Origin of the sequence: Achromobacter deleyi, from assembly GCF_013116765.2 — a bacterium.
Classification (GTDB): domain Bacteria; phylum Pseudomonadota; class Gammaproteobacteria; order Burkholderiales; family Burkholderiaceae_B; genus Achromobacter; species Achromobacter deleyi_A.
This window is the reverse complement of record NZ_CP074375.1, coordinates 3,343,155-3,364,717: the sequence shown is the minus strand read 5'-3', so window position 1 is coordinate 3,364,717 and position 21,563 is coordinate 3,343,155. Positions and strand designations below refer to the sequence as shown.

The following is a 21,563-nucleotide window of genomic DNA, read 5'->3' as shown; positions in this document are numbered from 1 at the left end:
GTCAGTACTTTGATGCGAGGGAGTCCAGGGGGAGGGCGGGCGCTGCCTGCAGCAGGCAGTCGCCGTCGTCGCTGCGGGCGATGGCGCGCAGGCAGACCACCGTGCCCGCCTGCGGACTGAGCAGGGGGCGCACGGGGGTATCGGGGCGGGCCGGTTCGATCAGGCGTCCGATATCCTGGCCCGCGTCTACCGATTGTCCCAGCTCGACGCCGGGCACGAACACACCAGGTTCGCGCGCGCGCAGCGTGGCGGCGGGCGCGTCCAGGTCATAGAGCCGGATTTCCGGATTTGGCGGAAGAGGGCGGTCCGGCAGCAGGCCCAGTTCGCCCAGGCAGCCCAGCAGCCCATCGCGGCAGCGGTCGGCAAGGCCGCGGCTGGTTTCCCGGCCGCCGCCGATCTCGGCGCTCAGGCGCAGGACGCCGTGGCGGCTGGCCGCGGCCGGCATGGAGCCGGTTTCGCCGCTGCGAAAGAACATGCAATGAGGCAGTCCGAAGGCGCGCGCCAGGGCCGGCAGGCGGGCGTCGTAGGCGTCGTCGCCATAGCGCGTGATCACTGAAGAGGGGAGATAGCGCAAGGACGCGCCGCCGCTATGCACGTCGACCATCGCCTGCACGCGGGGCAGCAGCCGGGCTTCCAGCGCGGCCGCCACGCTTTCGGTATAGCCGCGCGCCGGCGCGCCCAGGAAGGCGCGGTTCAGGTTGCCGCCGTCGGCGGGCGACAGCCGCGTGCCGGCCAGCGAGGCTTCCGCGTTGACGGCGGGCAGCAGGTAGACTGTGCCCCGTTGCAGGATATCCGGCAGCTGATGCCACAAGTCCAGAAGCGCCGCCTGGCCCTCCCATTCGTCGCCATGCACGCCGGCGACCAGGGCAACGGCGGGGCCGGGGCCAGCCTCGACCCGCAGCATGGGAATGGTGATGCGCCGATAGGCCGATTCATTGGTGGCGGCGGCAACGGAGAAATCCTCCCGGCTTACGCGGACCATACGCACGCTCCTGTGCGGGCGCCGGCCCGGCTCAATCCAGCGTGGCGGCTTTGATGATGCTTTCCCATTTGGGCAGCTCCTTGCGAATCTGGGTCTGTACGTCTTGCGGCGTGCCGCCCAGGGGCTCCTGGGACCGGCTGCGCAGTTCCTTGCTGACGCTGTCCGAACGCAGCGCCTGGTTCATCGCGGCATTCAGGCGGGCGATGGTCGCGGGCGGCGTGCCTGCGGGCGCGACGAGTGCGCTCCATGCGGACTGCTCGTAGTCGGGATAGCCCTGTTCGGCCACTGTCGGCACATCCGGGTTGGAAGCGGCGCGTTTCCGGGTCGTGACGGCGAGGGCTCGCAGGCGTCCGTCCTTCAGGTTGCCGATCAGGGGCGGCAGGTTTTCCATCATGGAGTCGACGTGGCCGCCCAGCAGGTCGGAGAGCTGCGCGGCCGTTGCCTTATAGGGAATCTGGCGCACGGCGGCGCCGGTCTGGGCGATGAACAGTTTCACGCCGACTTCGCTGGTGGTGCCGGGATCCGCCGAGGTCATGGTCAGGCGGTCGGGCTGGGCCCGGCTGGCCTCGATGAAGCCCTTCAGGTCCCGATAGGGCGAGGCCGCGTTCACCACGATGACGTTGGGGGTTTCGGCGACCAGGCCGATCGGCGCTATGTCACGGTCGAGGTCGTAGAGCTGCTGCTTGAACAGGAACCGGTGCAGCACCAGTGTGCCGACGTGCGCATAACCGATGGTGTAGCCGTCGGCGGGGGCGCGCGCCACGGCCTGGGTGCCGATGCGCCCGCCCGCGCCGACGCGGTTCTCCACCACCACGGGCTGGCCGAGTTGGCGGCTCATTTCCTGGCCGATGAGGCGGGCGGTGATGTCCGCGTTGCCGCCCGCGGCGGCAGGCACGATCAGCGTGATCGCGCGTTCGGGATAGTCGGCTTGCGCGCCGGGCGCGGCAAGGCAAAGCAACAGGGCGGCAAGGCAGGCAGTGCGTTTCATGACGATTCCCGAGGCGTTGAGAGCTGCGCCATTGTGCGGTCGCCGTGCGTGGAATCCGTTTGTTTTTATGAGATGGATATTTGAAGGAATCTAATGGGTATCCGTGCCGCGCTGATCGGCCCGCTTTCCCAGCCCGTAGCCCAGGGCGGCCGCGCCCAGGGCGACCACGGCACCCAGCAGCGCGATCAGCGCCGCGCCGTAGCCCAGCATGTCCACTCCCGTCTTGACCCAGCCGCTGGCGGCGTCGCCCCCCCGATAGACCACGGTGTCGATGACGTTCTTGGTCTTGTACTTGTCTTCGGGCGGGACCGCCGTGAACAGCATTTCGCGCCCTGGCCTGATCAGGGCGTACTCGCCGGCGCGGCGCAGGATCATGGCGGCCGCCAGCACGCCGAAAACCGGGAAGGCGGCCAGTGCCAGGAATGCCAGCGCCACGGCAAGCGGCACCGCGGTCAGCAGGAAGCGCAGGCCCAGGCGGGCGGCCACGCGGCCCGTGATGAAGATCTGCGATAGCAGCGCCAGTGTCTGCACGATGAAGTCCAGCGCGCTGAAGACGCGGATGCGCTGGGCAGTATCCGGAAATGCGTCCGCGACCAGCCGCGCCTGCTCCATGTAGAGAAAGGTGTTGAGGGTGGCCAGCAGCACCACCAGCAGCGAGATGCCCAGGAGGTAACGCGAGCGGAAAATACGCGAGATCCCGGCCAGGACGGTGCCTTCGATCGGGCGCTGCATCTCTTCCGTGCCGATATCCGTGCGCGTGACGGCCCGCCAGCGCAGCAGCCATTGCTTGAGCGGTAGCGTGGCCGTCAGCAGCAGCGCAGACAGCAGGAGCAGGCCTGCCGGGCCCAGCGCGCCCGCCAGCAGGGCGCCCAGCAGCGGGCCGCACAGCCCGCCCGCGCTGGCTCCGGCGGCGATCAGGGCGAACAGGCGCTTGGCCGACTCCATGCGGAATACGTCGGCCATCAGGCTCCAGGCGATGGAGACGACGAACAGGTTGAACACCGACAGCCACACGTAGAACGCGCGCGCCGCCCAGACGCTGCCAGGCTGCAGATGGAGCAGGGCGGCGAACCCCGCCATGGTCAGGGCGAAAACGGCATAGACCCAGGTCACCAGGGTGGCGCGCGGCACGCGGGCGGATAGCCAGCCGAACAGCGGCACCACCGCCAGCGTGGCGACGAAGGTGGCGGTGAACAGCCATTGCAGCTGGTTCACGCCGGCCTGGATACCCATGGTTTCGCGGATCGGGCGCAGCATGAAGTAGCCGCAGAAGAGGAAGAAGAAAAACGCGAAGCCGCAGCCGGCTGGTGCCAGTTCTTCTTCCCGTATCCCAAAGGCCCGCGCTGCCCGGGCGCGCCAGGATGGGGGAGCGGCTGTCATTGCTTCAGGCCAGCAGGGCGGCGATGCGTTCGCGCATGGCGGCGTCGGGCTGCCGGCCGAAGCCCGCCCGAGCATTGTCCGCCATGTTGGCGGGCTTGGACGTGGCGGGGATGACGGCGGTGACGGCGGGGTGGCCGGTGATGAACTTCAGGAAGAGCTGCGCCCAGGAGGTGCAGTCGATGTCCGCAGCCAGCTTGGGCAGCGCCTTGCCCTTGACCTGGCGGAACAGCGCGCCGTCCTGGAAGGGACGGTTGATGAGGACCGCGACCCCGTTGGCCTGGCAGGCGGGCAGCAGGCGCCTTTCCGCGCTGCGTGAGCCGACCGACAGGTTGACCTGCAGGAAGTCGGGCTTTTCCCGTTCGACCAGGTCCGCGAGCTCGTCGTGGGCATAGTCGGTGTAGTGGGTGATCCCGATATAGCGGGTCAGGCCCTGCTGTTTCAGTTCCCGCAGCAGGGCGAGCTGGTTGCGGGTGTCGATCAGGTTGTGGACCTGGATCAGGTCCAGCTTGTCGCTGCCCAGGGCTTGCTGGGACTGTCGCACCTGGCGCATGGCCGATTCGTGGCCCTGGGCGCCGATCTTGGTGGCCAGGAAGACCCGGGGGCGCAGGCCCCCATCGCGCGCCAGCAGCGCCCCGGTGACGGCCTCCGCCTGCCCGTAGCTGGGCGCGGTGTCGATAAGGCTGCCCCCCGCCTGCATCAGCGTGTCCAGCACCTGCGCCAGCGGCGCCATGGCGGCGGCGTCGCCGGGCGGCACGTTGAAGGTGTCCGCGGTGCCCAGTCCGATGACCGGCAGGGCTTCGCCCGAGGAGGGAATGGCGCGGGTCAGCATGGGGGGCGTGACGCTCAGGGCCCGTGCGGCCCAGGCTGGGCCAAGCAAGGCGGCGCCGGCGGCGGTCTGGAGGAAGCGGCGGCGGTCTCGCATGGCATGGCTCCGTCAGGGGGCGTATTCGTCTCGGGATGGCCCGCCGATAAAAAAAGGGCCTACATGCGAATGTAGGCCCCCGGGTACTGGTCTGGCGACTGGCGATTACTCGCGGTTGCCGCCGAAGATGCCCAGCAGCATCAGCAGGTTCGAGAAGACGTTGTAGACGTCCAGGTAGATGGCCAGCGTGGCGGAGACGTAATTGGTTTCGCCGCCGTTGACCACGCGCTGCAGGTCGACCAGCATGAATGCCGAGAACACGACGATGGCCATGACCGAGATGGTCAGCATCAGCGCGGGCAGTTGCAGGAAGATGTTGGCCAGGGCCGCCACCAGGATCACGACCGCGCCGATGAACAGGAATTTCTGCATTCCTGAAAGATCGCGCTTGATGGTCGTGGCCAGGGTGGCCATCGTGCCGAAGACGATCGCGGTGCCGCCGAATGCCGTCATGACGAGCTGCGAGCCGTTGCTCATGCCCATCACGAAGCCGAGCAGGCGCGACAGCATGATGCCCATGAAGAACGTGAAGGCCAGCAGCAGGACCACGCCCAGCGAGTTGTTCTTGTTTTTCTCGATGGCGAACATCATGCCGAACGCGCCCACCAGGAACACGATGGCGGACAGGCCGGGGCTGGCACCCATGACGCGGTTGATGCCGGTGTAGAGGCCGACGGCAGCGCCCAGCACGGTCGGGATCAGCGACAGGGCCAGGAGCCAATAGGTATTGCGCAGGACCTGGTTGCGAGCGACCTCGCCCGGCGCGCCGGCGACCTGGCCGGAACGGTTAAAAGGGGACGGACGATATTCGTTCATTGAGAACTCCTGTGTACGGCAAATATGGTGATTGCCTAGAAGGCTTAGATGCGAAGGATACCTTACAGTTCCCTGAAGAATCCAGTTTTCGGAAGAATCAGACCGCAGGCGGAGTGTCCGCTTGCGGGCGGTTCAACCCGGCCGCACGCCATTGAGCACCCGCGACACAATAACCGGTAATTCCGCATCCATGCGGGCCTGGATCTGGTCGATGGCGTCGGCCAGGGCCTCCCGCATGAGCTGCTCCACCTCGGCTTGCAGGCGGGCGGTCAGCACGGTTGCGTCGGGCAAGGGCAGCGCCGCGGGCCGCGGCGCGACGGCCGGTGCCTGCGCGGGTTCAGGTTCCGAGACCCCGGCGGCATCCGCCACGTCAGTCAGCAGGGGAAATGCATCGTCAGCGTACGCCGGTATGGCCTCATTGGCCAGTTCCGTCAGCACGGGCGCATCGTCGTCGCCGGCGGGGCCATAGAGAGTGGGCTCGGCCCGTTGGGTCAGGGTGGGAATGCCGGGGTCGGTGGGGCGCGAGGGCATGGGGGCTCCCGAAGTTCGATAGGGCGCGGCGGCTGGCGCGCGCCGGGGACGGATGGGGCGATCAGCCGCCCGAGGGCTGGCGGCTGAGGTCGTGGCTTTGCGGCGTATGTCCTGCCGTCTGGTACACCCGCCAGCGCTGGCGGGCGGCCTGCTTGTCCGCGGGGTCGTCCGAGACGATTTCAAGCAGGCGCTCGAAGGCCTCGAATCCCGGGGGGCAGTCGTCGTCCAGGTTGAGCAGCCAGGGCTGGGGCAGGCCGTCCAGGCCGGCTGCTTGCGCGGCCTGCCCGGGATCTCCGGCGGTCAGCACCACCGGGGTGTCGGACGCCAGCGGATCGTTGGCCAGCACGTGCGGCACGAAGGCCGTGTCGTCGAATGCCCAGAGCATGCGGTCGAACGCGGCCAGGCGCGTACCGTCCTTACAGTACACCACCAGCCGCTGTCCGGCCAGGAAACGCTTGCGCACGACCTGGCAGGCCATGCGCAGGCGGTCAGGCGCACCGAATGCGAAGTCGATGCGCGTCATGCCGGTTTCCGTTGCGGGCGCTTCAAGCCTGATCCAGCAGGTATTGCATCAGGAGGGGCACGGGGCGTCCCGTGGCGCCCTTGTCCTTGCCGCCGCGCCAGGCCGTGCCGGCGATGTCCAGGTGGGCCCAGGGGTAGGCCTTGGTGAAGCGCGACAGGAAGCACGCCGCCGTGACCGCGCCGGCGGGAGGGCCGCCGATGTTGGCGAGGTCGGCGAAGTTGGACTTGAGCTGCTCCTGGTAGGCGTCGTCCAGGGGCATGCGCCACGCGGTGTCGAGCGACTGGCGGCCGGCGGCCGAGAGCGCGTCCGCCAAGGCGTCGTCCTTGGAGAACAGGCCGGTGTTGACGTTGCCCAGGGCCACGACGCAAGCGCCGGTCAGCGTGGCGATGTCGATCACGGCGGACGGTTTGAAGCGTTCGGCGTAGGTCAGCGCGTCGCACAGGACCAGGCGGCCTTCGGCGTCGGTGTTCAGGATCTCGATGGTCAGGCCGGCCATGCTGGTGACGACGTCGCCCGGCTTGTTGGCCTTGCCGCTGGGCAGGTTCTCGCAAGCCGGAATCAGGCCGACCACATCCAGCGGCAGCTCCAGCTCGGCCAGGGCGCGGAACGAACCCAGCACGCTGGCGGCGCCGCACATGTCGTACTTCATTTCGTCCATGGTGGCCGCGGGCTTGAGCGAGATGCCGCCGGCGTCGAAGGTGATGCCCTTGCCGACCAGCACGATCGGGCCCTGCGCGGCCTTGGCGGCCTTCTTGGCCGTCTTGGCGCCGGCGTGGCGCAGCACGATGAAGCGCAGCGCTTCCTCGGAGCCGCGGGCGACCGACAGGAACGAGCCCATGCCCAGCGCCTCGACCTGCTTCCTGTCCAGGACTTCGACCTTCAGCGACTTGAACTCGCGCGCCAGGCGCTTGGCGGTGTCGCCCAGGTAGGTGGGCGTGCAGATGTTGCCCGGCAGGTTGCCCAGCGTGCGGGTCAGCTCCATGCCGTTGGCGATGGCGCCGCCTTCGCGCAGGCCTTTCTGGGCCTGGGCGGCCTCGGCGCGCTCGACGACCTGGACGATCTTCTTGAGCTTGGGGCGGGCGTCGCGGTCGGGCTTGCCGAAGCTGGCGTCGTAGTGATAGGTGGCATTGCCGGCCGCAACGGCGGCGCTGCGGGCGCGGGCGACGACGGCGACATCGGCGATCGGGTTGGCGACCAGCGTGGATACGCCTTCAACGAGCTGGGCGGCGACGCAGACCGAGGCAAAAGCCTGTTCGGCCGCCGCGTGGATGCGGGCCGAGTATTCGTCTTGCTTGCCCAGACCCACCAGGACCACGCGCTGCGCGGTGACGCCCGGCAGGTTGCGCAGCGTCAGGGTGGAGCCGGCGCGACCGCGGAACTCGCTCTTGACCACCGAGCGCACGGCGCCGTTGGAAGCGCGGTCGATGAGGTCGGCTGCGGGGCTCAACACGCCATCCGCGTACACGCCGACGGCGAGGGCGGCGGTTTTGACTTGGTGCAGGGAAGCAGTGGTCTGTGTGCTAAATTCCATGGGGGTTTCCCGTGTGCGTCTGTGTATGATGCGGTCGATTATCCCGCATATTCTCCCATGTCTCTATTTAAACGCTCTGTCGTCAGCGAGATCACCAGTCACGCTGGCGTTGTCTTTTCCACGTTGCTCGTCGTGTGGCTCAGCGTGCTTCTCGTGCGCCTGCTCGGTGAGGCCGCGGGCGGCAACATCGGAGCGGACGTCGTCCTGGTGCTGGCCGCGCTCTCCACCATCACCGCGCTGCCGACCATTCTGGCGGTCTCCATCTTCATCGCGGTGCTGACCACGGTTACGCGCAATTACCGCGAATCCGAAATGGTGGTGTGGTTTGCCAGCGGCCTGTCCCTTGCCGACTGGCTCAAGCCCGTGCTGCGCGTCGCCGTCCCCGTGGCGGTGGCGGTGGCGGGCCTGACGCTGGTGGCGTCCCCGTGGGCCTACCGCCAGATCGGCGAATACCACGAACGGTTCGAGCAGCGTTCCGACTTGTCCAAGGTCACCGCCGGCCAGTTCGCGGAATCTTCCGGCGGCAACCGCGTGTTCTTCGCGGAAGATCCCGTCCGCCCCGAGGACGAGCTCGGCAACGTGTTCGCCCGCGAGATCGGTCCCGAATGGCTGAGCGTCCTGACCGCCAGCAGCGCGCACAGCGAGACCGAGCCCAACGGCGACCGCTTCCTGGTGCTGGGCGCAGGCCATCGCTACGACCTGAAGCCCGGCACGCCCGAGATCCGGCTGGTGCATTTCGAAAAGTACGGCCTGCGCCTCGAAAGCAAGTCGGGCAGCGATCCCGTGGCCGAAGCCCGCGCCGCGGCGGAACGCTCGTCCAAGGCGCGCACCACCCCGCAGCTCATGGAAGACAATACCGACAGCAGCTGGTCGCAGGTCATGTGGCGGATTTCACTGCCGCTGGCGGCGCTGAACCTTGCCCTGCTGGCCATTCCGCTGGGCGCGGTGAACCCGCGCCTGGGGCGTTCGGGCGACCTGCTCATCGCCGGCCTGGTGGGCCTGCTCTACATGAACATGATCAACCTGTCGCGCGCCTGGATTTCCAGCGGCAAGCTCAGCTTTGGCGTGGGCGTGTGGGCAATCCACGGCGCGGTGGCGCTGCTGACGGTCTTTCTGCTGATGCGGCGCTTGCGTGTGAAGGCGCCCAAGGACAACGCGTAGCGGCCAGGCCTGGCCTGGAGGGGGCGGCCACCCGGCCGCCAGCTCCGCCCGTCAGGGCAGGTACTTCATCGTGCCGCGCTTGCCGGCCAGCAGGTCGGCATTCTTCAGGACCGACTTGCGGATGAACTCCCACAGTACGGTCACGCGCTTGAGTTTGCGCAGGTCTTCATGGCAGTACATCCAGAATGAGCGCGTGATCGCGACCTCGTCTTCCAGCACCGGTTTCAGCCGCGGGTCTTGCGCCGCGATGAAACAGGGCAGGATGGCCAGCGACTGGCCCTGCAACGCCGCGTGGTACTGGGCCACCACGCTGGTGCTGCGCAGCACCACCTTGCTGGCGGGCAGCAGGTCTTCCAGATAGCGCAGGCGCTCGCTGAACAGCAGTTCGTCCACATAGCCGATAAAGGTGTGGTCGGCCAGGTCCGCGCGCTCATTGATGGGCGCGTGGCGCGCCAGGTAGCCGGGCGTGCCGTACAGGCGCAGCGTGTAATCGCACAGCTTGCTGCATACATAGGGGCCGCGTTGCGGGCGTTCGATGGTGATGGCCAGGTCGGCCTCGCGCTTGGACAGGCTGACAAAGCGCGGAACCGGCAGGATATCCAGCGTGATGTGCGGATAGCGCCGCTGGAAGTCGGCCGCGAGCGGAGTCAGCACATAGCTGCCGAAGCCTTCGGTGGCGCCGATGCGCAGATGACCCGACAGGGCCTGGCCGATGCCCGACAGGTTTTCGCGGGCCGTATGCACCACGCTTTCCATTTGTTCGGCATGCACGAACAGGCGCTGGCCGTCGTCCGTCAGCACGAAGCCGGCGCTGCGCGACTTCTCGAACAGCAAGGTGTCCAGCTCGGTCTCGAGCGCCCGGATGCGGCGCGACACGGTGGTGTGTTCCACGCCAAGCTTGCGCGCCGCCGCGCTGACGCGCTGGGTGCGGGCCACTTCCAGGAAATAGCGCAGGCTGTCCCAATCAAGCACGATCCGGCTCTCCCGCCTTCCGCGGGATGGTGCGCGGCAGGCAAATTCTAGTTGTGCATGAATGCACAAGGAATGTGCATTTCTGGTGTTGCTTGTTGATTTTCACACATCTACACTGGGTTGGCAGGCCTTGGGGCGTTGCCCTGGGACCGCAGGCCGCGAAGACGGCGCATAACGCTAAAACTCAGCGCATAAAACTCAGGAGACAAATCCATGAAAGTGCACGCACGCGGACTGGCCGCAGGCTTGTGTCTGGGCGCCATATTGGTGAGCCAGGCTCATGCGGCGGATAAGCCGCCAGTCAAGATCGGCATTCTGACGGATATGTCCGGCACCTACGCCGGCATGGGGGGAGCGGGCTCGGTGGCGGCGGCGCAATTGGCGATCGACGACTGCCTGGCCGCGGAATGCAAAGGCATGAAGATCGAACTGGTGTCCGCGGACAACCAGAACAAGGCGGACGTGGGGGCGGCGAAGGCGCGTGAGTGGTTTGACCGCGACGGCGTCACCGCCATCGCCGACCTGACCAACTCGGCCGTGGCGCTTGCCGTGCAAGGCATCGCGCGGGAAAAGAACAAGGTCGTGATGTTCTCCGGTCCGGCCACCACGGCGCTGACCAACAAGGAATGCTCGCCCGTCGGCTTCCACTGGATGTTCGACACGTATTCTCAGTCCGCCGGCGGCGCCAAGGCCACCGTGCGCTCGGGCGGCAAGTCCTGGTTCTTCATCACCGTGGACTACGCCTTCGGCCACTCGCTGGAAGCCGATACGGTCAAGGCGGTGCAGGCGCTGGGCGGCACCGTTGCCGGCAGCGTCCGCCATCCGTTGAATGCGCCCGATTTCGCGTCCTACCTGTTGCAGGCGCAGAGCTCCAAGGCGCAGGTGGTGGCGCTGGCCAACGGCGGCCAGGATACGGTCAACGCCGTGAAGCAGGCGCGCGAGTTCGGCATCGTGTCCGGCGGCCAGCGGCTGGTGTCCTTGCTGATCTTCCTGTCCGACCTGCGTGCGCTCGGACTGGAAAACGCCCAGGGGCTGTCTTATGTGGATGGCTTCTACTGGGACTATGACGATGCGTCGCGGCAGTGGTCCTCGCGTTTCGAAAAGGCCTTCCGTGGCCTGAAACCCACGATGACGCAGGCTGGCGTGTACTCGAGCGTGCTGCATTACCTGCGCTCGGTGGCCGCTGCCAGCAGCACCGACGGCAAGGTCGTGGCCGACAAGATGCGCGAGCTGCCCATCAAGGATCCGATCATGCGCAATGCCTCGATCCGTCCCGATGGCCGCGTGATCCACGACATGTATCTGTACGAAGTGAAGAAGCCCGCGGAATCCAAGGGCGGCTGGGACTATTCCAAGCTGGTGGCCACCATTCCGGCGGCCGAAGCCTTCCAGCCCCTGTCCGATTCCTTGTGCCCGCTGGTGAAGAAATAAGCCGGGTTCGGCAACCCGCCGGCGCCCGCGGACCCCGGTCCGGCGGCGCGCCGCAATGTCCAAGAACGCGGATTCCATCCGCATCGACTACGCAGTGTGAGGAGCATCAAAATGAGTGAAGTCCCGCGCGTTCCGCTATTGATCGGCGGCAAGCTAGTGCAGTCCAAAACCACCGAATGGCGAGACGTGATCAATCCCGCCACCCAGGAGGTCGTCGCCAAGGTCCCCTTCGCCACGCGCGAAGAGCTGGACCTGGCCGTCTCCAACGCCAAGGAGGCTTTCAAGACCTGGCGCAACAGCGGGCAGGGCGCGCGGATGCGCGTCATGCTGAAGTTCCAGGAGCTGCTGCGCGCGAACACCGGCAAGCTGGCCGAGATGATTACCCGCGAGCATGGCAAGACCCTGCCGGATGCCGAAGGCGAAATCGGCCGCGGCCTGGAAGTGGTCGAGCATGCCTGCTCGATCGCCAATCTGCAGCTGGGCGAATACGCCGAAAACGCCGCCTCGGGCATCGACGTCTACACCCTGATCCAGCCGCTGGGCGTGTGCGCGGGCATCACCGCGTTCAACTTCCCGGTGATGCTGCCTTGCTTCATGTTCCCGATCGCCGTGGCTTGCGGCAACAGCTTCGTGCTCAAGCCCTCCGAGCAGGACCCGACCTCGTCGCTGTTCCTGGCCCAGCTGGCCCTGGAAGCCGGTCTGCCCCCGGGCGTGCTGAACGTGGTGCACGGCGGCCCGGACACGGCCAACGGCCTGTGCGAGCACCCGGACATCAAGGCGGTATCGTTCATCGGCTCCACCCGGGTGGGCACCGAGATCTACAACCGCGCATCGGCCGCCGGCAAGCGCTGCCAGTCGATGATGGGTGCCAAGAACCACTGCGTGATCCTGCCGGACGCGGATCCGGAAGTGGCGCTCAACCAGCTGGTGGGCGCCGCCTTCGGCGCGGCCGGCCAGCGCTGCATGGCCTCGTCGGTGGCCGTGCTGGTGGGCGATGCGCGCAACTGGCTGCCCGACTTCGTCGAGCGCTCCAGGAAGCTCAAGGTCAATTCCGGCACCGACCGCGAAGCCGATCTGGGCCCGCTGGTCTCGCCCAATGCCAAGAAGCGCGTCGAAAGCCTGATCCAGAAGGGCGTGGACGAAGGCGCCAAGCTGCTCCTGGACGGCCGCAACCTGAAGGTGTCGGGCTTTGAGCAGGGCAACTTCGTTGGTCCGACGATTTTCGACGGCGTGACCGAAAACATGACCATCTACACCGAGGAAATCTTCGGTCCGGTCCTGTGCTGCGTCGGCGTGGAAACGCTGGAAGACGCGGTGGCGTTCATCAATCGCAACCCCAACGGCAATGGCGTGGCGCTGTTCACCCAGGACGGCGGCGCGGCGCGCTACTTCCAGAACAACATCGATGTGGGCCAGGTGGGCATCAATGTGCCGATCCCCGTGCCGGTGGCGTGGTTCAGCTTCACGGGGTCGCGCGGGTCCAAGCTGGGCGACCTGGGTCCCAATGGCAAGCAGGCGGTTCAGTTCTGGACGCAGACCAAGACCGTCACCGCGCGCTGGTCCGCCCACGCCAAGACCGTGAACACCACGATCTCGATGCGCTGAAAGGGGGACGCCTTGCTCCTAAGCTTATACGAATAATTCATATAGCAAGGCGTTCTTATTACTTATAATTGGTCCGTCTATCAGGGGCCAATTAATGAACCTCCAGCAATTTCGTTTTGTGCGTGAAACCATCCGGCGCGACTTCAATCTGACCGAAGCCGCCCGGATGCTCTATACCTCGCAGCCAGGAGTGTCCAAGGCGATCATCGAGTTCGAGGATGAACTGGGCATCAAGATCTTCGAACGGCATGGCAAGCGCATCAAGGGGCTGACCAAGCCCGGCCTGGCGGTGTCCCAGGTCATCGACCGCATCATGCGCGAAGTGGACAACCTCAAGAAGGTGAGCGACGAATTTGCACGCCGCGACGAGGGCGGCCTTGTGATCGCATGCACGCACACCCAGGCGCGCTATCTGCTGCCCCGCGTGATTCCCGCATTCCGCAAGCAATTCCCCAAGGTTCATCTATCGCTGGCCGAGGGCAGCCCCGCGCAACTGGCCGAGATGGTGCTGCATGAGCAGGCCGACCTGGCCCTGGCGACCGAATCGCTGGCCTTGACCCCTGGCCTGGCAACCTTGCCCGTCTACGCCTGGGAGCACACCGTGGTGGTGCGCCCGGACCATCCCCTGGCCGAGCTGACTTCCAGCGCCGCCAAGCGCCTGTCGCTGACGCAGCTGGCCGAATACCCGATCGTGACCTATGACCGGGCCTTCACCGGCCGCAGCACGATCGACGAGATCTTCGCCAACCAGGGCATCCATCCGGACATCGTGCTGGAGGCCATCGACGCCGACGTGATCAAGACCTACGTGGACGTGGGCCTGGGCATCGGCATCATCGCCGGCGTGGCCTATGACCCGCGTCGCGATTCCAACCTGGTGGGGCTGCCGGTGGGCCACCTGTTCGGCACGCATACGACGCGCGTGGGCGTGAAGGCGGGAGTGTTCCTGCGCGACTACGTCTACACCTTCCTGGAGATGCTGGCGCCGTCCCTGACCCGCGCCGTGGTCACCGAAGCCGTCCAGGGTCCGCCCAAGTAAGGATAGGCATCCTTGCCCCCGCCAGAAAGCGCGACGCCCCAGGGCGGCGCGCTTTTTTTTCGGGGGCGGGAAGGGGGTCTCGCTATCCCTTTCCATAAGCTCATAAAAATAATTAAATAAGAACCGATCTCATTTAAGTTGACTAAAAAATAGGAATCATTATCATTACATCCAGTCTCAACGACCCAGTGAGGATCATCATGACGGCAGGATTAAGTGCAGTGGTAGTGGGCGCCGACCGACTCGGCAACATCCCCGATCTGCTTAAAGGACACAATATTTCGATCACGCACCACATCAGTGGCCGCGATCCCTCGCATCAAAAGAAGACCCTGCAGTTGCCCTCGGGCACCCAACTGGTCATTTTGCTGACCGACTTCCTGGGGCACAACGTCATGAAGACCTTCCGCAACGCGGCGCAGCGCGGCGGCATCCGGGTCGTGGCTTGTCGCCGTTCGGTGTGCAGCATGCAGCAGGCCCTGCAGCAGTGCGGCCTGTGCCCGCGCGCTGGCACGGTTCACTGATACCGGCGTCTTGCCGCGCGAACACGAAAAACTGGGGAGGCCGATACGGCCTGCGGCCCGAAGGCCGCGAAGAGCAATGTAAAACGCCGCCGGACTGGAAAGTCCAGCGGCGTTTTGCATTTTGGGGGATGGCGCGCGGCGTTGCCGCCATGCGAACATCTTGCCGAGGGCGGGGTGGTCAGTTCGCCGCGCGGGCCGATGCCATCAGGCTGTCGTCCAGGCGGCGGGCGCCGTTGTAGCGCTTGGTCCAGTAGGCCATGGTCATGTTTTCCACGCGCACGACGCCGCCGGCGCTGGGCGAGTGCACGAAGCGGTCGTCGCCCAGATAGATGCCCACGTGGGAGTAGCGGCGGCCCATCGTGTTGAAGAAGACCAGGTCGCCGGCCTTCAGTTCGTTCTTGTTGACGGAGATGCCTTGCTGGGCGATTTCGGCGGCATTGCGGGGGAGCTTGAGGCCCAGCGAGCGTTGGGCCGAATAGGCGACCAGCCCGCTGCAGTCAAATCCGGTGTCGGGGGAGTTGCCGCCGAAGCGGTAGCGGATGCCCAGGTAATTCAGGGCTTCGCTGACCATGGCGTTGTCGGTGCCGACGCCCGAGTGGGTTCGTTGGCGTTCGCGCTTGAATTTCTGTACCACCAGGAGTCCGATGGGATCATCGGAGGTGGCAACCCATTCCATTTCGTACGGATCAATCTCGGACGTATGGGCGGTTGACTTTTGATTTGTCCCTGCACAACCTGCCAGACCCGCGGCGAATGCAACCAGCGCGAGCATGCGCAGACCGCGCTTTGCCTGGCCAGTGGATGAATTCAATCGCGCGAGTATGGAGTGTCGATGCATTCGCCTGGGGATGACTCGCTGATGACAGCAAAAACCACGGCATTCGCCGCGGATCAGGCCGAGATGTCAGCAAAATCAACAATTATGTGCAACTTCGCGGGGATTCTACCAAACTTTTAAGACCAATTCGTGACGTAACGGTCTTAAATGTCCATGCAGCGTGGACGCTTGGAAGAATTTTTTGACTTGCGGCAAGCCTCGTGCAAGGTTTGCCTACCAAAATGACCGAAAAGATTCGAGAAGAAAGCAATCAGCCTTAAGGCTTATGCACAATACCAGGAGACAAAAATGCAAAAAACCCGGGATTTCCATTACCGCTCGGTACATGACCGCGATGCATTCTGGCGCGAGGAGGCCAGCCGCATTCATTGGGAAACGCCTTTCGAGTCTGTCCTGGATTTCTCGCGCCCGCCATTCGCCAAGTGGTTCGTAGGCGGACGCACCAATCTTTGCTACAACGCCGTCGACCGCTGGCTGCCGACCCAGGCCGACCATCCCGCCCTGATCTGGGTGTCCACCGAAGTGGACCGCGAGCACGTCTACACGCGCCAGGATGTGTTCGAGGAGGTCAATGCGGCCGCCGCCATGCTGCGCGAGCTCGGCGTGGAGCGCGGCGACCGCGTGTTGCTCTACATGCCCATGGTGCCGGAAGCGGTGTTCACGATGCTGGCCTGCGCCCGGATCGGCGCGGTGCACTCCGTGGTGTTCGGCGGCTTTGCTTCGGTGAACCTGGCCCAGCGGATCGACGACGCGGCGCCCAAGGTGGTGGTTTGCACGGACGGCGGCTCCCGCGGCGGCAAGGTCGTGCCGTACAAGCCGTTGCTGGACCGCGCGCTGGGGCTGGCCAAGACGCCGCCGGCCTCGGTGGTGGTGTTTGACCGCGGCCTGGCGCCGTTCGAACCCGTGGCCGGGCGCGACCTGGACTACGCCACCCTGCGCGAACGCCATCGCGGCGCTCGGGTTCCCGTCGAGTGGCTGGAATCCTCCGAGCCCAGCTATATCCTCTATACGTCCGGCACGACGGGCCGCCCCAAGGGGGTGCAGCGCGACACCGGCGGCTATGCCGTGGCGCTGGCCTCGTCCATGGAATACCTGTTCAACGGCCGTGCCGGCGATACCTACTTCTGCACCAGCGATATCGGCTGGGTGGTGGGGCATTCCTATATCGTCTATGGGCCCCTGATCGGCGGCCAGGCGACTGTCCTGTATGAAGGCACGCCCGTGCGCCCCGACGGCGCGATCCTGTGGAAGCTGGTGGAGCAGTTCGAGGTGAACACCCTGTTCTCGGCGCCGACGGCGGTGCGTGTGCTCAAACGCCAGGATCCGGCGCTGCTCAAGCAGCACGACCTGTCATCCCTGCGCGCGGTCTACCTGGCGGGCGAGCCGCTGGACGAGCCCACGGCCAAATGGATTTCGGAAGGCTTGGGCAAGCCCATCATCGACAACTACTGGCAGACCGAATCCGGCTGGCCGATCCTGTCGGCCCAGCCCGGCGTGGAGAACGTGCCCACCCGCTACGGCAGCCCGTCATTCCCGGTCTACGGCTTTGATGCGCGCATCGTCAGCGAATCCACCGGCGAGGACCTCGGTCCGGACGAAAAAGGGGTGGTCGCCATCGTGCCGCCGCTTCCGCCCGGCGCGATGTCCACCATCTGGGGGGACGACGAGCGCTTCGTGCAGACCTACTTCACGTCCATTCCGGGCCGGGAGGTGTACTCCACGTTCGATTGGGGGCTGGTGGACGCGGACGGCTACTGGTTCATCCTGGGCCGCACGGACGATGTGATCAACGTGGCCGGCCATCGCCTGGGCACTCGCGAGATCGAGGAGTCGGTCAACAGCCACAGCGGGATCGCCGAATGCGCGGTGGTGGGCGTGGCCGACGCGCTCAAGGGCCAGGTCGCCATGGCCTTCGCCGTGCTGAAGAATCCCGCCGCGGCCGAAACGCCGGAAGGGGCAAAGCAGCTGGAAGGCGATATCATGCGGCTGGTGGAAGATCAGCTGGGAGCGGTGGCCAAGCCAGCCAGGATCCGGTTCGTGGGCGCCTTGCCCAAGACCCGTTCCGGCAAAGTGCTGCGCCGCGCGATCGTCGCGGTGTGCGAAGCGCGCGACCCCGGTGACCTGACCACCATGGAAGACCCTAACGCCCTCGAACAGATCAAGGAGTCACTGCAATGAAAACCAAACCCGTGCTGAGCGCCGAAGACGTCAAGAAGATTCTGGCTGCGGCCGAAGCACACGCCTTGCAGAACAAGTGGGCCGTCACCATCGCCGTGACCGACGACGGCGGCCATCTGCTGGGCATGCTGCGCCTGGACGACGCGGCCCCCATCTCTTCGCACATCGCTCCCGCCAAGGCCAAGACCGCCGCGCTGGGCCGTCGCGAATCGCGCGTCTACGAAGAGATCATCAACAACGGCCGCTACTCGTTCCTGTCCGCGCCCTTGATCGAAGGCATGCTGGAAGGCGGCGTGCCGGTCGTGGCCGACGGCCAGGTCGTGGGCGCAGTGGGCGTATCGGGCGTGAAGTCCACCGAAGACGCGCAGATCGCGCAAGCAGGCATCGCCGCGCTGGGCCTATGAGCCAGGCGCTGCCGCCGGAAACGCCGGCCGGCGTTTCCGCGCAGAACACCGGGGCAGGGGACGCGAGTCCCCTGAACCCCGGGGTGGCCAAACGCGAAGTCTGGGCCTGGGCCATGTACGACTTCGCGAACTCCGGCTACACCACCGTGATCCTCACGGCGGTTTTCAGCACCTATTTCGTCGGCGTGGTCGGCGGGCGCGCCCCGTGGGCCACCTTGGCCTGGACCGCGGCGCTGTCGCTGTCCTATCTGCTCATCATGCTGACCATGCCCACCCTGGGCGCCCGCGCCGATGCGCGCGCGAGCAAGCGCCGCCTGCTCTACACAAGCACGGCGGGCTGCGTGGCGGCCACCCTGGTGCTGACGCAGGCCGGGCCGGGCGACGTGTGGCTGGCGCTGGCCGCCATCGTCGTGTCCAACTATTGCTATTGCGTGGGGGAGTCCGTGGTCGCGGCCTTCCTGCCGGAGCTGGCCAAGCCCGCGGCGCTGGGGCGCGTGTCGGGCTGGGGCTGGAGCTTCGGCTATTGCGGCGGCATGCTCACGCTGGGCCTGTCGCTGGTCGTGGTGACGCTGGCCGAGGCCCGCGGCGCGACGGCCGAACACTTCGTGCCCTGGGTCATCGTCGTCACCTGCACGGTGTTCGCGCTGGCGGCGCTGCCTTCCTTTTTCCTGCTGCGCGAACGCGCCCGGCCGCAGGCCGGCAAGCAGGAAGCGCTGCACATGCTCAAGCGCCTGGCCTATGCCTGGCGCGAGACCGGGCAGCACTTCCCCGAATTCCGCCGTCTGCTCATGTGCATCGCCTGCTACCAGGCGGGCATTTCCGTCGTGATCACGCTGGCGGCGGTCTACGCCTCGGAGGTCATGGGCTTCACCACGCCACAGATCATGCTGCTGGTGTTCACCGTGAACATCGGCGCGGCGGTGGGGGCGTTCTCGTTCGGCTATGTGCAGGACCGCATCGGCCACAAGCCGGCGCTGGCCATCACGCTGGCCGGCTGGATCGTGATGGTGCTGGTGGCCTACGCGGCCGTGACGGCGCCGGTGTTCTGGATCGCCGCCACGCTGGCCGGGCTCTGCATGGGCACCACCCAGAGCGCGGGCCGGGCGATGACAGGCGCGCTGGCGCCCGCCGGACGACTGGCCGAGTTCTATTCGCTGTGGACCTTCGCGGTGCAGCTTGCCGCGGTGATCGGTCCGCTGACCTATGGCCTGGTGACCTGGGCCACGCACGGCAACCACCGCCTGGCCATTCTGGTCACAGGCCTGTTCTTCGTGGGCGGACTGCTTCTTCTGTCGCGCGTGGACATGAAGGGCGGCCTGGCGCGGCGGACCGCCTGAAGGCGGTATACGCCAAGGTCGCGGCGGCTGCTATCCTTATGGACTGCCCTGCGCCGCCGCATTGACACCGCGGCGGCGCGCGCTGATTGCTTAGCACTGTTTTTGCACTGTGTGCTGGTGCGTTGTTTGCTTGTGCGTGCTGCCTGGTCTACGCCTTCCGGCGTTTTCTTGCCCTTGACCGGCGCCGCCAGGTCGCTGCGCTCTTTGCGGACGCGCGGACTCCGGTCCGCATTTTGCGTAAGGTGCCCGTAAGAGCGCGGCGATACGGTTGCGGGTGGGCAATAAATAAGCGGCATAAACAACAGAATCACCGATTGGAGACAAAGATCATGTCGAACGCTATTGAGTCCGTACTGGTGGAAACCCGCGTCTTTCCGCCGCCCGAGCGCGCGGCGCAGGGCGCCGCGATTCCCAGCATGGATGCCTACAACGCGCTGTGTGCGCAGGTCGAGAACGATTTCGACGGATTCTGGGCCGGGCAGGCCCGCGACAACCTGCAGTGGACCAAGCCGTTCACGCAGGTCCTGGACGAATCCGACGCGCCGTTCTACCGCTGGTTCGGCGATGGCGAATTGAACGTTTCGGCCAATTGCCTGGACGTGCACCTGACCAACGGCAACGCCGACAAGACCGCCATCATCTTTGAAACCGACGACGGCAGGGTCGACAAGATCAGCTACCGCGAACTGCTGGCGCGCGTGTGCCGCTTCGCCAACGGGCTGGCCGCGCTGGGCTACAAGAAGGGCGACCGCGCCATCATCTACATGCCCATGTCGATCGAGGCCGTCGTGGCCATGCAGGCTTGCGCCCGCCTGGGCGTGACGCACTCGGTGGTGTTCGGCGGCTTCTCGGCCAAGAGCCTGCAGGAGCGCATCGTGGACGTGGGCGCGTCGCTGGTCATCACCGCCGACGAGCAGGTGCGGGGCGGCAAGACCATTCCGCTCAAGCCCGCGGTGGAAGAAGCCATCGCGATGGGCGGCTGCGAGGCGATCACCAAGGTGGTCGTGTATCGCCGGACCGGCGGCAAGGTGCAATGGACTGAAGGCCGCGACCTCTGGATGCATGATGTCGAAGCCGGCCAGCCCGACACCTGCGAGCCCGTGCCGGTCAACGCCGAGCACCCGCTGTTCATTCTTTACACCTCCGGGTCCACCGGCAAGCCCAAGGGCGTGCAGCATTCGTCGGCGGGCTACCTGCTGTGGGCGCTGCTGACGGTCAAGTGGACCTTCGACGCCCGCAAGGACGACGTCTACTGGTGCACCGCCGACGTGGGCTGGGTCACGGGCCATACCTACATCACCTACGGGCCGCTGGCCGCGGGGCTGACGCAGATCGTCTTCGAAGGCGTGCCGACCTACCCGAATGCCGGCCGTTTCTGGGACATGATCGCGCGCCACAAGGTCACCACGTTCTACACGGCGCCCACCGCGATCCGCTCGCTGATCAAGGCGGCCGAGGCCGCGCCCGAAGCGCATCCGCAGAACTACGACCTGGACAGCCTGCGCATCATCGGCACGGTGGGCGAGCCCATCAATCCCGAAGCCTGGATCTGGTATCACAAGAACGTGGGCCGCGAGCGCTGCCCCATCGTCGATACCTGGTGGCAGACGGAAACCGGCGGCCATATGATCACGCCGCTGCCAGGCGCCACGCCGACCAAGCCGGGTTCATGCACGCTGCCGCTGCCGGGCATCGCCGCGGCCATCGTCGACGAGACCGGCGGCGACGTCGAGAAGGGCAATGGCGGGTTCCTGGTCATCAAGCGGCCGTGGCCCGCGATGATCCGCAACATCTGGGGCGACCCCGAGCGTTTCAAGAAGAGCTATTTCCCGTCGGAACTGCGTGGTTACTACCTGGCCGGCGACGGCGCGCAGCGCGATGCGGACGGCTACTTCTGGATCATGGGCCGCATCGACGATGTCCTGAACGTATCGGGCCACCGCCTGGGCACGATGGAAGTCGAATCGGCGCTGGTGGCGCACGAGATGGTGGCGGAAGCCGCGGTCGTGGGCCGTCCCGACGACACGACCGGCGAGGCCGTCGTGGCCTTCGTGGTGCTCAAGCGTTCGCGTCCCGAGGGCGAAGAGGCGCAAGCCATCGCCAAGCAGCTGCGCGACTGGGTGGCCAAGGAAATCGGTCCCATCGCCAAGCCCAAGGACATCCGCTTCGGCGACAACCTGCCCAAGACCCGTTCCGGCAAGATCATGCGCCGCCTGCTGCGCGTGGTCGCCAAGGGCGAGGAAGTCACGCAGGACGTCTCCACGCTGGAAAATCCCGCCATCCTGGACCAGTTGTCCAAGCCCCTGTAAGGCGTATCCGGCCGAATCCGGCCGGCGCCGCGCCGTGACAGGCGCATAATGTCATACGCCCGTGCCGGTAAATCCCGCCACGGGCGTATTTT

19 protein-coding genes are annotated in these 21,563 nt (G+C 66.1%); 9 read left to right on the top strand and 10 right to left on the bottom strand.

All coding sequences use genetic code 11. The annotated features are described in order from the left end of the window. Nucleotide 1: 1 nt before the first annotated feature. The 8 genes from HLG70_RS15075 to HLG70_RS15040 form a co-directional block, all read right to left on the bottom strand. The gene (locus HLG70_RS15075) at nucleotides 2-982 is read right to left on the bottom strand and encodes a succinylglutamate desuccinylase/aspartoacylase domain-containing protein (protein WP_171664229.1); all 981 of its coding nucleotides are present in this window, start codon (nucleotides 980-982) and stop codon (nucleotides 2-4) included. Nucleotides 983-1,013: 31 nt separating this feature from the next. Then, nucleotides 1,014-1,970: a Bug family tripartite tricarboxylate transporter substrate binding protein gene (locus tag HLG70_RS15070; protein WP_171664228.1), complete on the bottom strand. Its 957-nt coding sequence runs from the start codon at nucleotides 1,968-1,970 to the stop codon at nucleotides 1,014-1,016. Between the two features lie 90 nt (nucleotides 1,971-2,060). Beyond that, nucleotides 2,061-3,350, bottom strand: a complete 1,290-nt coding sequence (locus tag HLG70_RS15065; RefSeq protein ID WP_171664227.1) for an NTP/NDP exchange transporter — start codon at nucleotides 3,348-3,350, stop codon at nucleotides 2,061-2,063. Nucleotides 3,351-3,354: 4 nt separating this feature from the next. Then, nucleotides 3,355-4,272: an aldo/keto reductase gene (locus HLG70_RS15060; protein ID WP_171664226.1), complete on the bottom strand. Its 918-nt coding sequence runs from the start codon at nucleotides 4,270-4,272 to the stop codon at nucleotides 3,355-3,357. A 105-nt stretch (nucleotides 4,273-4,377) separates the two neighbouring features. Next, nucleotides 4,378-5,088 carry a Bax inhibitor-1/YccA family protein gene (locus HLG70_RS15055; protein ID WP_171664225.1) on the bottom strand — a complete coding sequence of 237 codons (711 nt, stop codon included), beginning with the start codon at nucleotides 5,086-5,088 and terminating at the stop codon, nucleotides 4,378-4,380. Nucleotides 5,089-5,220: 132 nt separating this feature from the next. Continuing rightward, nucleotides 5,221-5,619 carry a hypothetical protein gene (locus HLG70_RS15050; RefSeq protein ID WP_171664224.1) on the bottom strand — a complete coding sequence of 133 codons (399 nt, stop codon included), beginning with the start codon at nucleotides 5,617-5,619 and terminating at the stop codon, nucleotides 5,221-5,223. Between the two features lie 61 nt (nucleotides 5,620-5,680). After that, nucleotides 5,681-6,142: a DNA polymerase III subunit chi gene (locus tag HLG70_RS15045; RefSeq protein WP_171664223.1), complete on the bottom strand. Its 462-nt coding sequence runs from the start codon at nucleotides 6,140-6,142 to the stop codon at nucleotides 5,681-5,683. A 22-nt stretch (nucleotides 6,143-6,164) separates the two neighbouring features. Continuing rightward, nucleotides 6,165-7,673 (bottom strand): leucyl aminopeptidase, encoded by a 1,509-nt coding sequence (locus HLG70_RS15040; RefSeq protein WP_171664222.1) that lies wholly within the window; start codon nucleotides 7,671-7,673, stop codon nucleotides 6,165-6,167. 57 nt (nucleotides 7,674-7,730) lie between these two features. Here HLG70_RS15040 and lptF point away from each other — a divergent pair, with 57 nt between their 5' ends. Next, entirely contained in the window at nucleotides 7,731-8,834 is a 1,104-nt protein-coding gene (lptF, locus tag HLG70_RS15035) for an LPS export ABC transporter permease LptF (RefSeq protein ID WP_171664221.1), read from the top strand. 51 nt (nucleotides 8,835-8,885) lie between these two features. Here lptF and HLG70_RS15030 read toward each other — a convergent pair whose 3' ends face one another. Further along, nucleotides 8,886-9,806: a LysR family transcriptional regulator gene (locus tag HLG70_RS15030; protein WP_171664220.1), complete on the bottom strand. Its 921-nt coding sequence runs from the start codon at nucleotides 9,804-9,806 to the stop codon at nucleotides 8,886-8,888. Between the two features lie 213 nt (nucleotides 9,807-10,019). On the opposite strand from HLG70_RS15030, the gene HLG70_RS15025 reads away from it, so the two are divergent. The 4 genes from HLG70_RS15025 to HLG70_RS15010 all read left to right on the top strand — a co-directional run bounded on the left by HLG70_RS15025 (nucleotide 10,020) and on the right by HLG70_RS15010 (nucleotide 14,405). Then, entirely contained in the window at nucleotides 10,020-11,237 is a 1,218-nt protein-coding gene (locus tag HLG70_RS15025) for an ABC transporter substrate-binding protein (protein WP_171664219.1), read from the top strand. A 111-nt stretch (nucleotides 11,238-11,348) separates the two neighbouring features. Continuing rightward, nucleotides 11,349-12,842 carry a CoA-acylating methylmalonate-semialdehyde dehydrogenase gene (locus HLG70_RS15020; RefSeq protein ID WP_171664218.1) on the top strand — a complete coding sequence of 498 codons (1,494 nt, stop codon included), beginning with the start codon at nucleotides 11,349-11,351 and terminating at the stop codon, nucleotides 12,840-12,842. Between the two features lie 94 nt (nucleotides 12,843-12,936). Continuing rightward, nucleotides 12,937-13,881 (top strand): CysB family HTH-type transcriptional regulator, encoded by a 945-nt coding sequence (locus HLG70_RS15015; protein WP_171664217.1) that lies wholly within the window; start codon nucleotides 12,937-12,939, stop codon nucleotides 13,879-13,881. Nucleotides 13,882-14,081: 200 nt separating this feature from the next. Further along, entirely contained in the window at nucleotides 14,082-14,405 is a 324-nt protein-coding gene (locus HLG70_RS15010) for a DUF2325 domain-containing protein (RefSeq protein WP_035212827.1), read from the top strand. Nucleotides 14,406-14,583: 178 nt separating this feature from the next. On the opposite strand, the gene HLG70_RS15005 is transcribed toward HLG70_RS15010, so the two are convergent. Next, the gene (locus HLG70_RS15005; protein ID WP_171664216.1) at nucleotides 14,584-15,243 is read right to left on the bottom strand and encodes a C40 family peptidase; all 660 of its coding nucleotides are present in this window, start codon (nucleotides 15,241-15,243) and stop codon (nucleotides 14,584-14,586) included. 249 nt (nucleotides 15,244-15,492) lie between these two features. Between HLG70_RS15005 and HLG70_RS15000 the strand changes: the two genes are divergently transcribed. From HLG70_RS15000 to acs, 4 genes are all read left to right on the top strand, one after another. Continuing rightward, nucleotides 15,493-17,421 carry a propionate--CoA ligase gene (locus HLG70_RS15000; RefSeq protein WP_284143650.1) on the top strand — a complete coding sequence of 643 codons (1,929 nt, stop codon included), beginning with the start codon at nucleotides 15,493-15,495 and terminating at the stop codon, nucleotides 17,419-17,421. Next, on the top strand, nucleotides 17,418-17,825 hold the full coding sequence (locus HLG70_RS14995) for a heme-binding protein (RefSeq protein WP_171664214.1): 408 nt from the start codon (nucleotides 17,418-17,420) through the stop codon (nucleotides 17,823-17,825). The genes HLG70_RS15000 and HLG70_RS14995 overlap by 4 nt, the downstream gene beginning before the upstream one ends. Next, nucleotides 17,822-19,162: an MFS transporter gene (locus HLG70_RS14990; protein WP_171664213.1), complete on the top strand. Its 1,341-nt coding sequence runs from the start codon at nucleotides 17,822-17,824 to the stop codon at nucleotides 19,160-19,162. Before HLG70_RS14995 ends, HLG70_RS14990 begins: the two co-directional genes overlap by 4 nt. A gap of 329 nt (nucleotides 19,163-19,491) precedes the next feature. Further along, nucleotides 19,492-21,471, top strand: coding sequence for an acetate--CoA ligase (gene acs / locus HLG70_RS14985; protein ID WP_171664212.1), 1,980 nt, complete (start codon nucleotides 19,492-19,494; stop codon nucleotides 21,469-21,471). Nucleotides 21,472-21,563 lie beyond the last annotated feature (92 nt).

Bases quoted from the DNA above. Each gene is read 5' to 3' on its own strand.
- HLG70_RS14990 (WP_171664213.1), top strand. From the start codon at position 17,822: ATGAGCCAGGCGCTGCCGCCGGAAACGCCGGCCGGCGTTTCCGCGCAG.
- HLG70_RS15050 (WP_171664224.1), bottom strand. From the start codon at position 5,619: ATGCCCTCGCGCCCCACCGACCCCGGCATTCCCACCCTGACCCAACGG.
- lptF (WP_171664221.1), top strand. From the start codon at position 7,731: ATGTCTCTATTTAAACGCTCTGTCGTCAGCGAGATCACCAGTCACGCT.
- HLG70_RS15010 (WP_035212827.1), top strand. From the start codon at position 14,082: ATGACGGCAGGATTAAGTGCAGTGGTAGTGGGCGCCGACCGACTCGGC.
- HLG70_RS15005 (WP_171664216.1), bottom strand. From the start codon at position 15,243: ATGCATCGACACTCCATACTCGCGCGATTGAATTCATCCACTGGCCAG.
- HLG70_RS15020 (WP_171664218.1), top strand. From the start codon at position 11,349: ATGAGTGAAGTCCCGCGCGTTCCGCTATTGATCGGCGGCAAGCTAGTG.
- HLG70_RS15040 (WP_171664222.1), bottom strand. From the start codon at position 7,673: ATGGAATTTAGCACACAGACCACTGCTTCCCTGCACCAAGTCAAAACC.
- HLG70_RS15015 (WP_171664217.1), top strand. From the start codon at position 12,937: ATGAACCTCCAGCAATTTCGTTTTGTGCGTGAAACCATCCGGCGCGAC.
- HLG70_RS15065 (WP_171664227.1), bottom strand. From the start codon at position 3,350: ATGACAGCCGCTCCCCCATCCTGGCGCGCCCGGGCAGCGCGGGCCTTT.
- HLG70_RS15075 (WP_171664229.1), bottom strand. From the start codon at position 982: ATGGTCCGCGTAAGCCGGGAGGATTTCTCCGTTGCCGCCGCCACCAAT.
- HLG70_RS15025 (WP_171664219.1), top strand. From the start codon at position 10,020: ATGAAAGTGCACGCACGCGGACTGGCCGCAGGCTTGTGTCTGGGCGCC.
- HLG70_RS14995 (WP_171664214.1), top strand. From the start codon at position 17,418: ATGAAAACCAAACCCGTGCTGAGCGCCGAAGACGTCAAGAAGATTCTG.
- HLG70_RS15055 (WP_171664225.1), bottom strand. From the start codon at position 5,088: ATGAACGAATATCGTCCGTCCCCTTTTAACCGTTCCGGCCAGGTCGCC.
- HLG70_RS15045 (WP_171664223.1), bottom strand. From the start codon at position 6,142: ATGACGCGCATCGACTTCGCATTCGGTGCGCCTGACCGCCTGCGCATG.
- acs (WP_171664212.1), top strand. From the start codon at position 19,492: ATGTCGAACGCTATTGAGTCCGTACTGGTGGAAACCCGCGTCTTTCCG.
- HLG70_RS15070 (WP_171664228.1), bottom strand. From the start codon at position 1,970: ATGAAACGCACTGCCTGCCTTGCCGCCCTGTTGCTTTGCCTTGCCGCG.
- HLG70_RS15060 (WP_171664226.1), bottom strand. From the start codon at position 4,272: ATGCGAGACCGCCGCCGCTTCCTCCAGACCGCCGCCGGCGCCGCCTTG.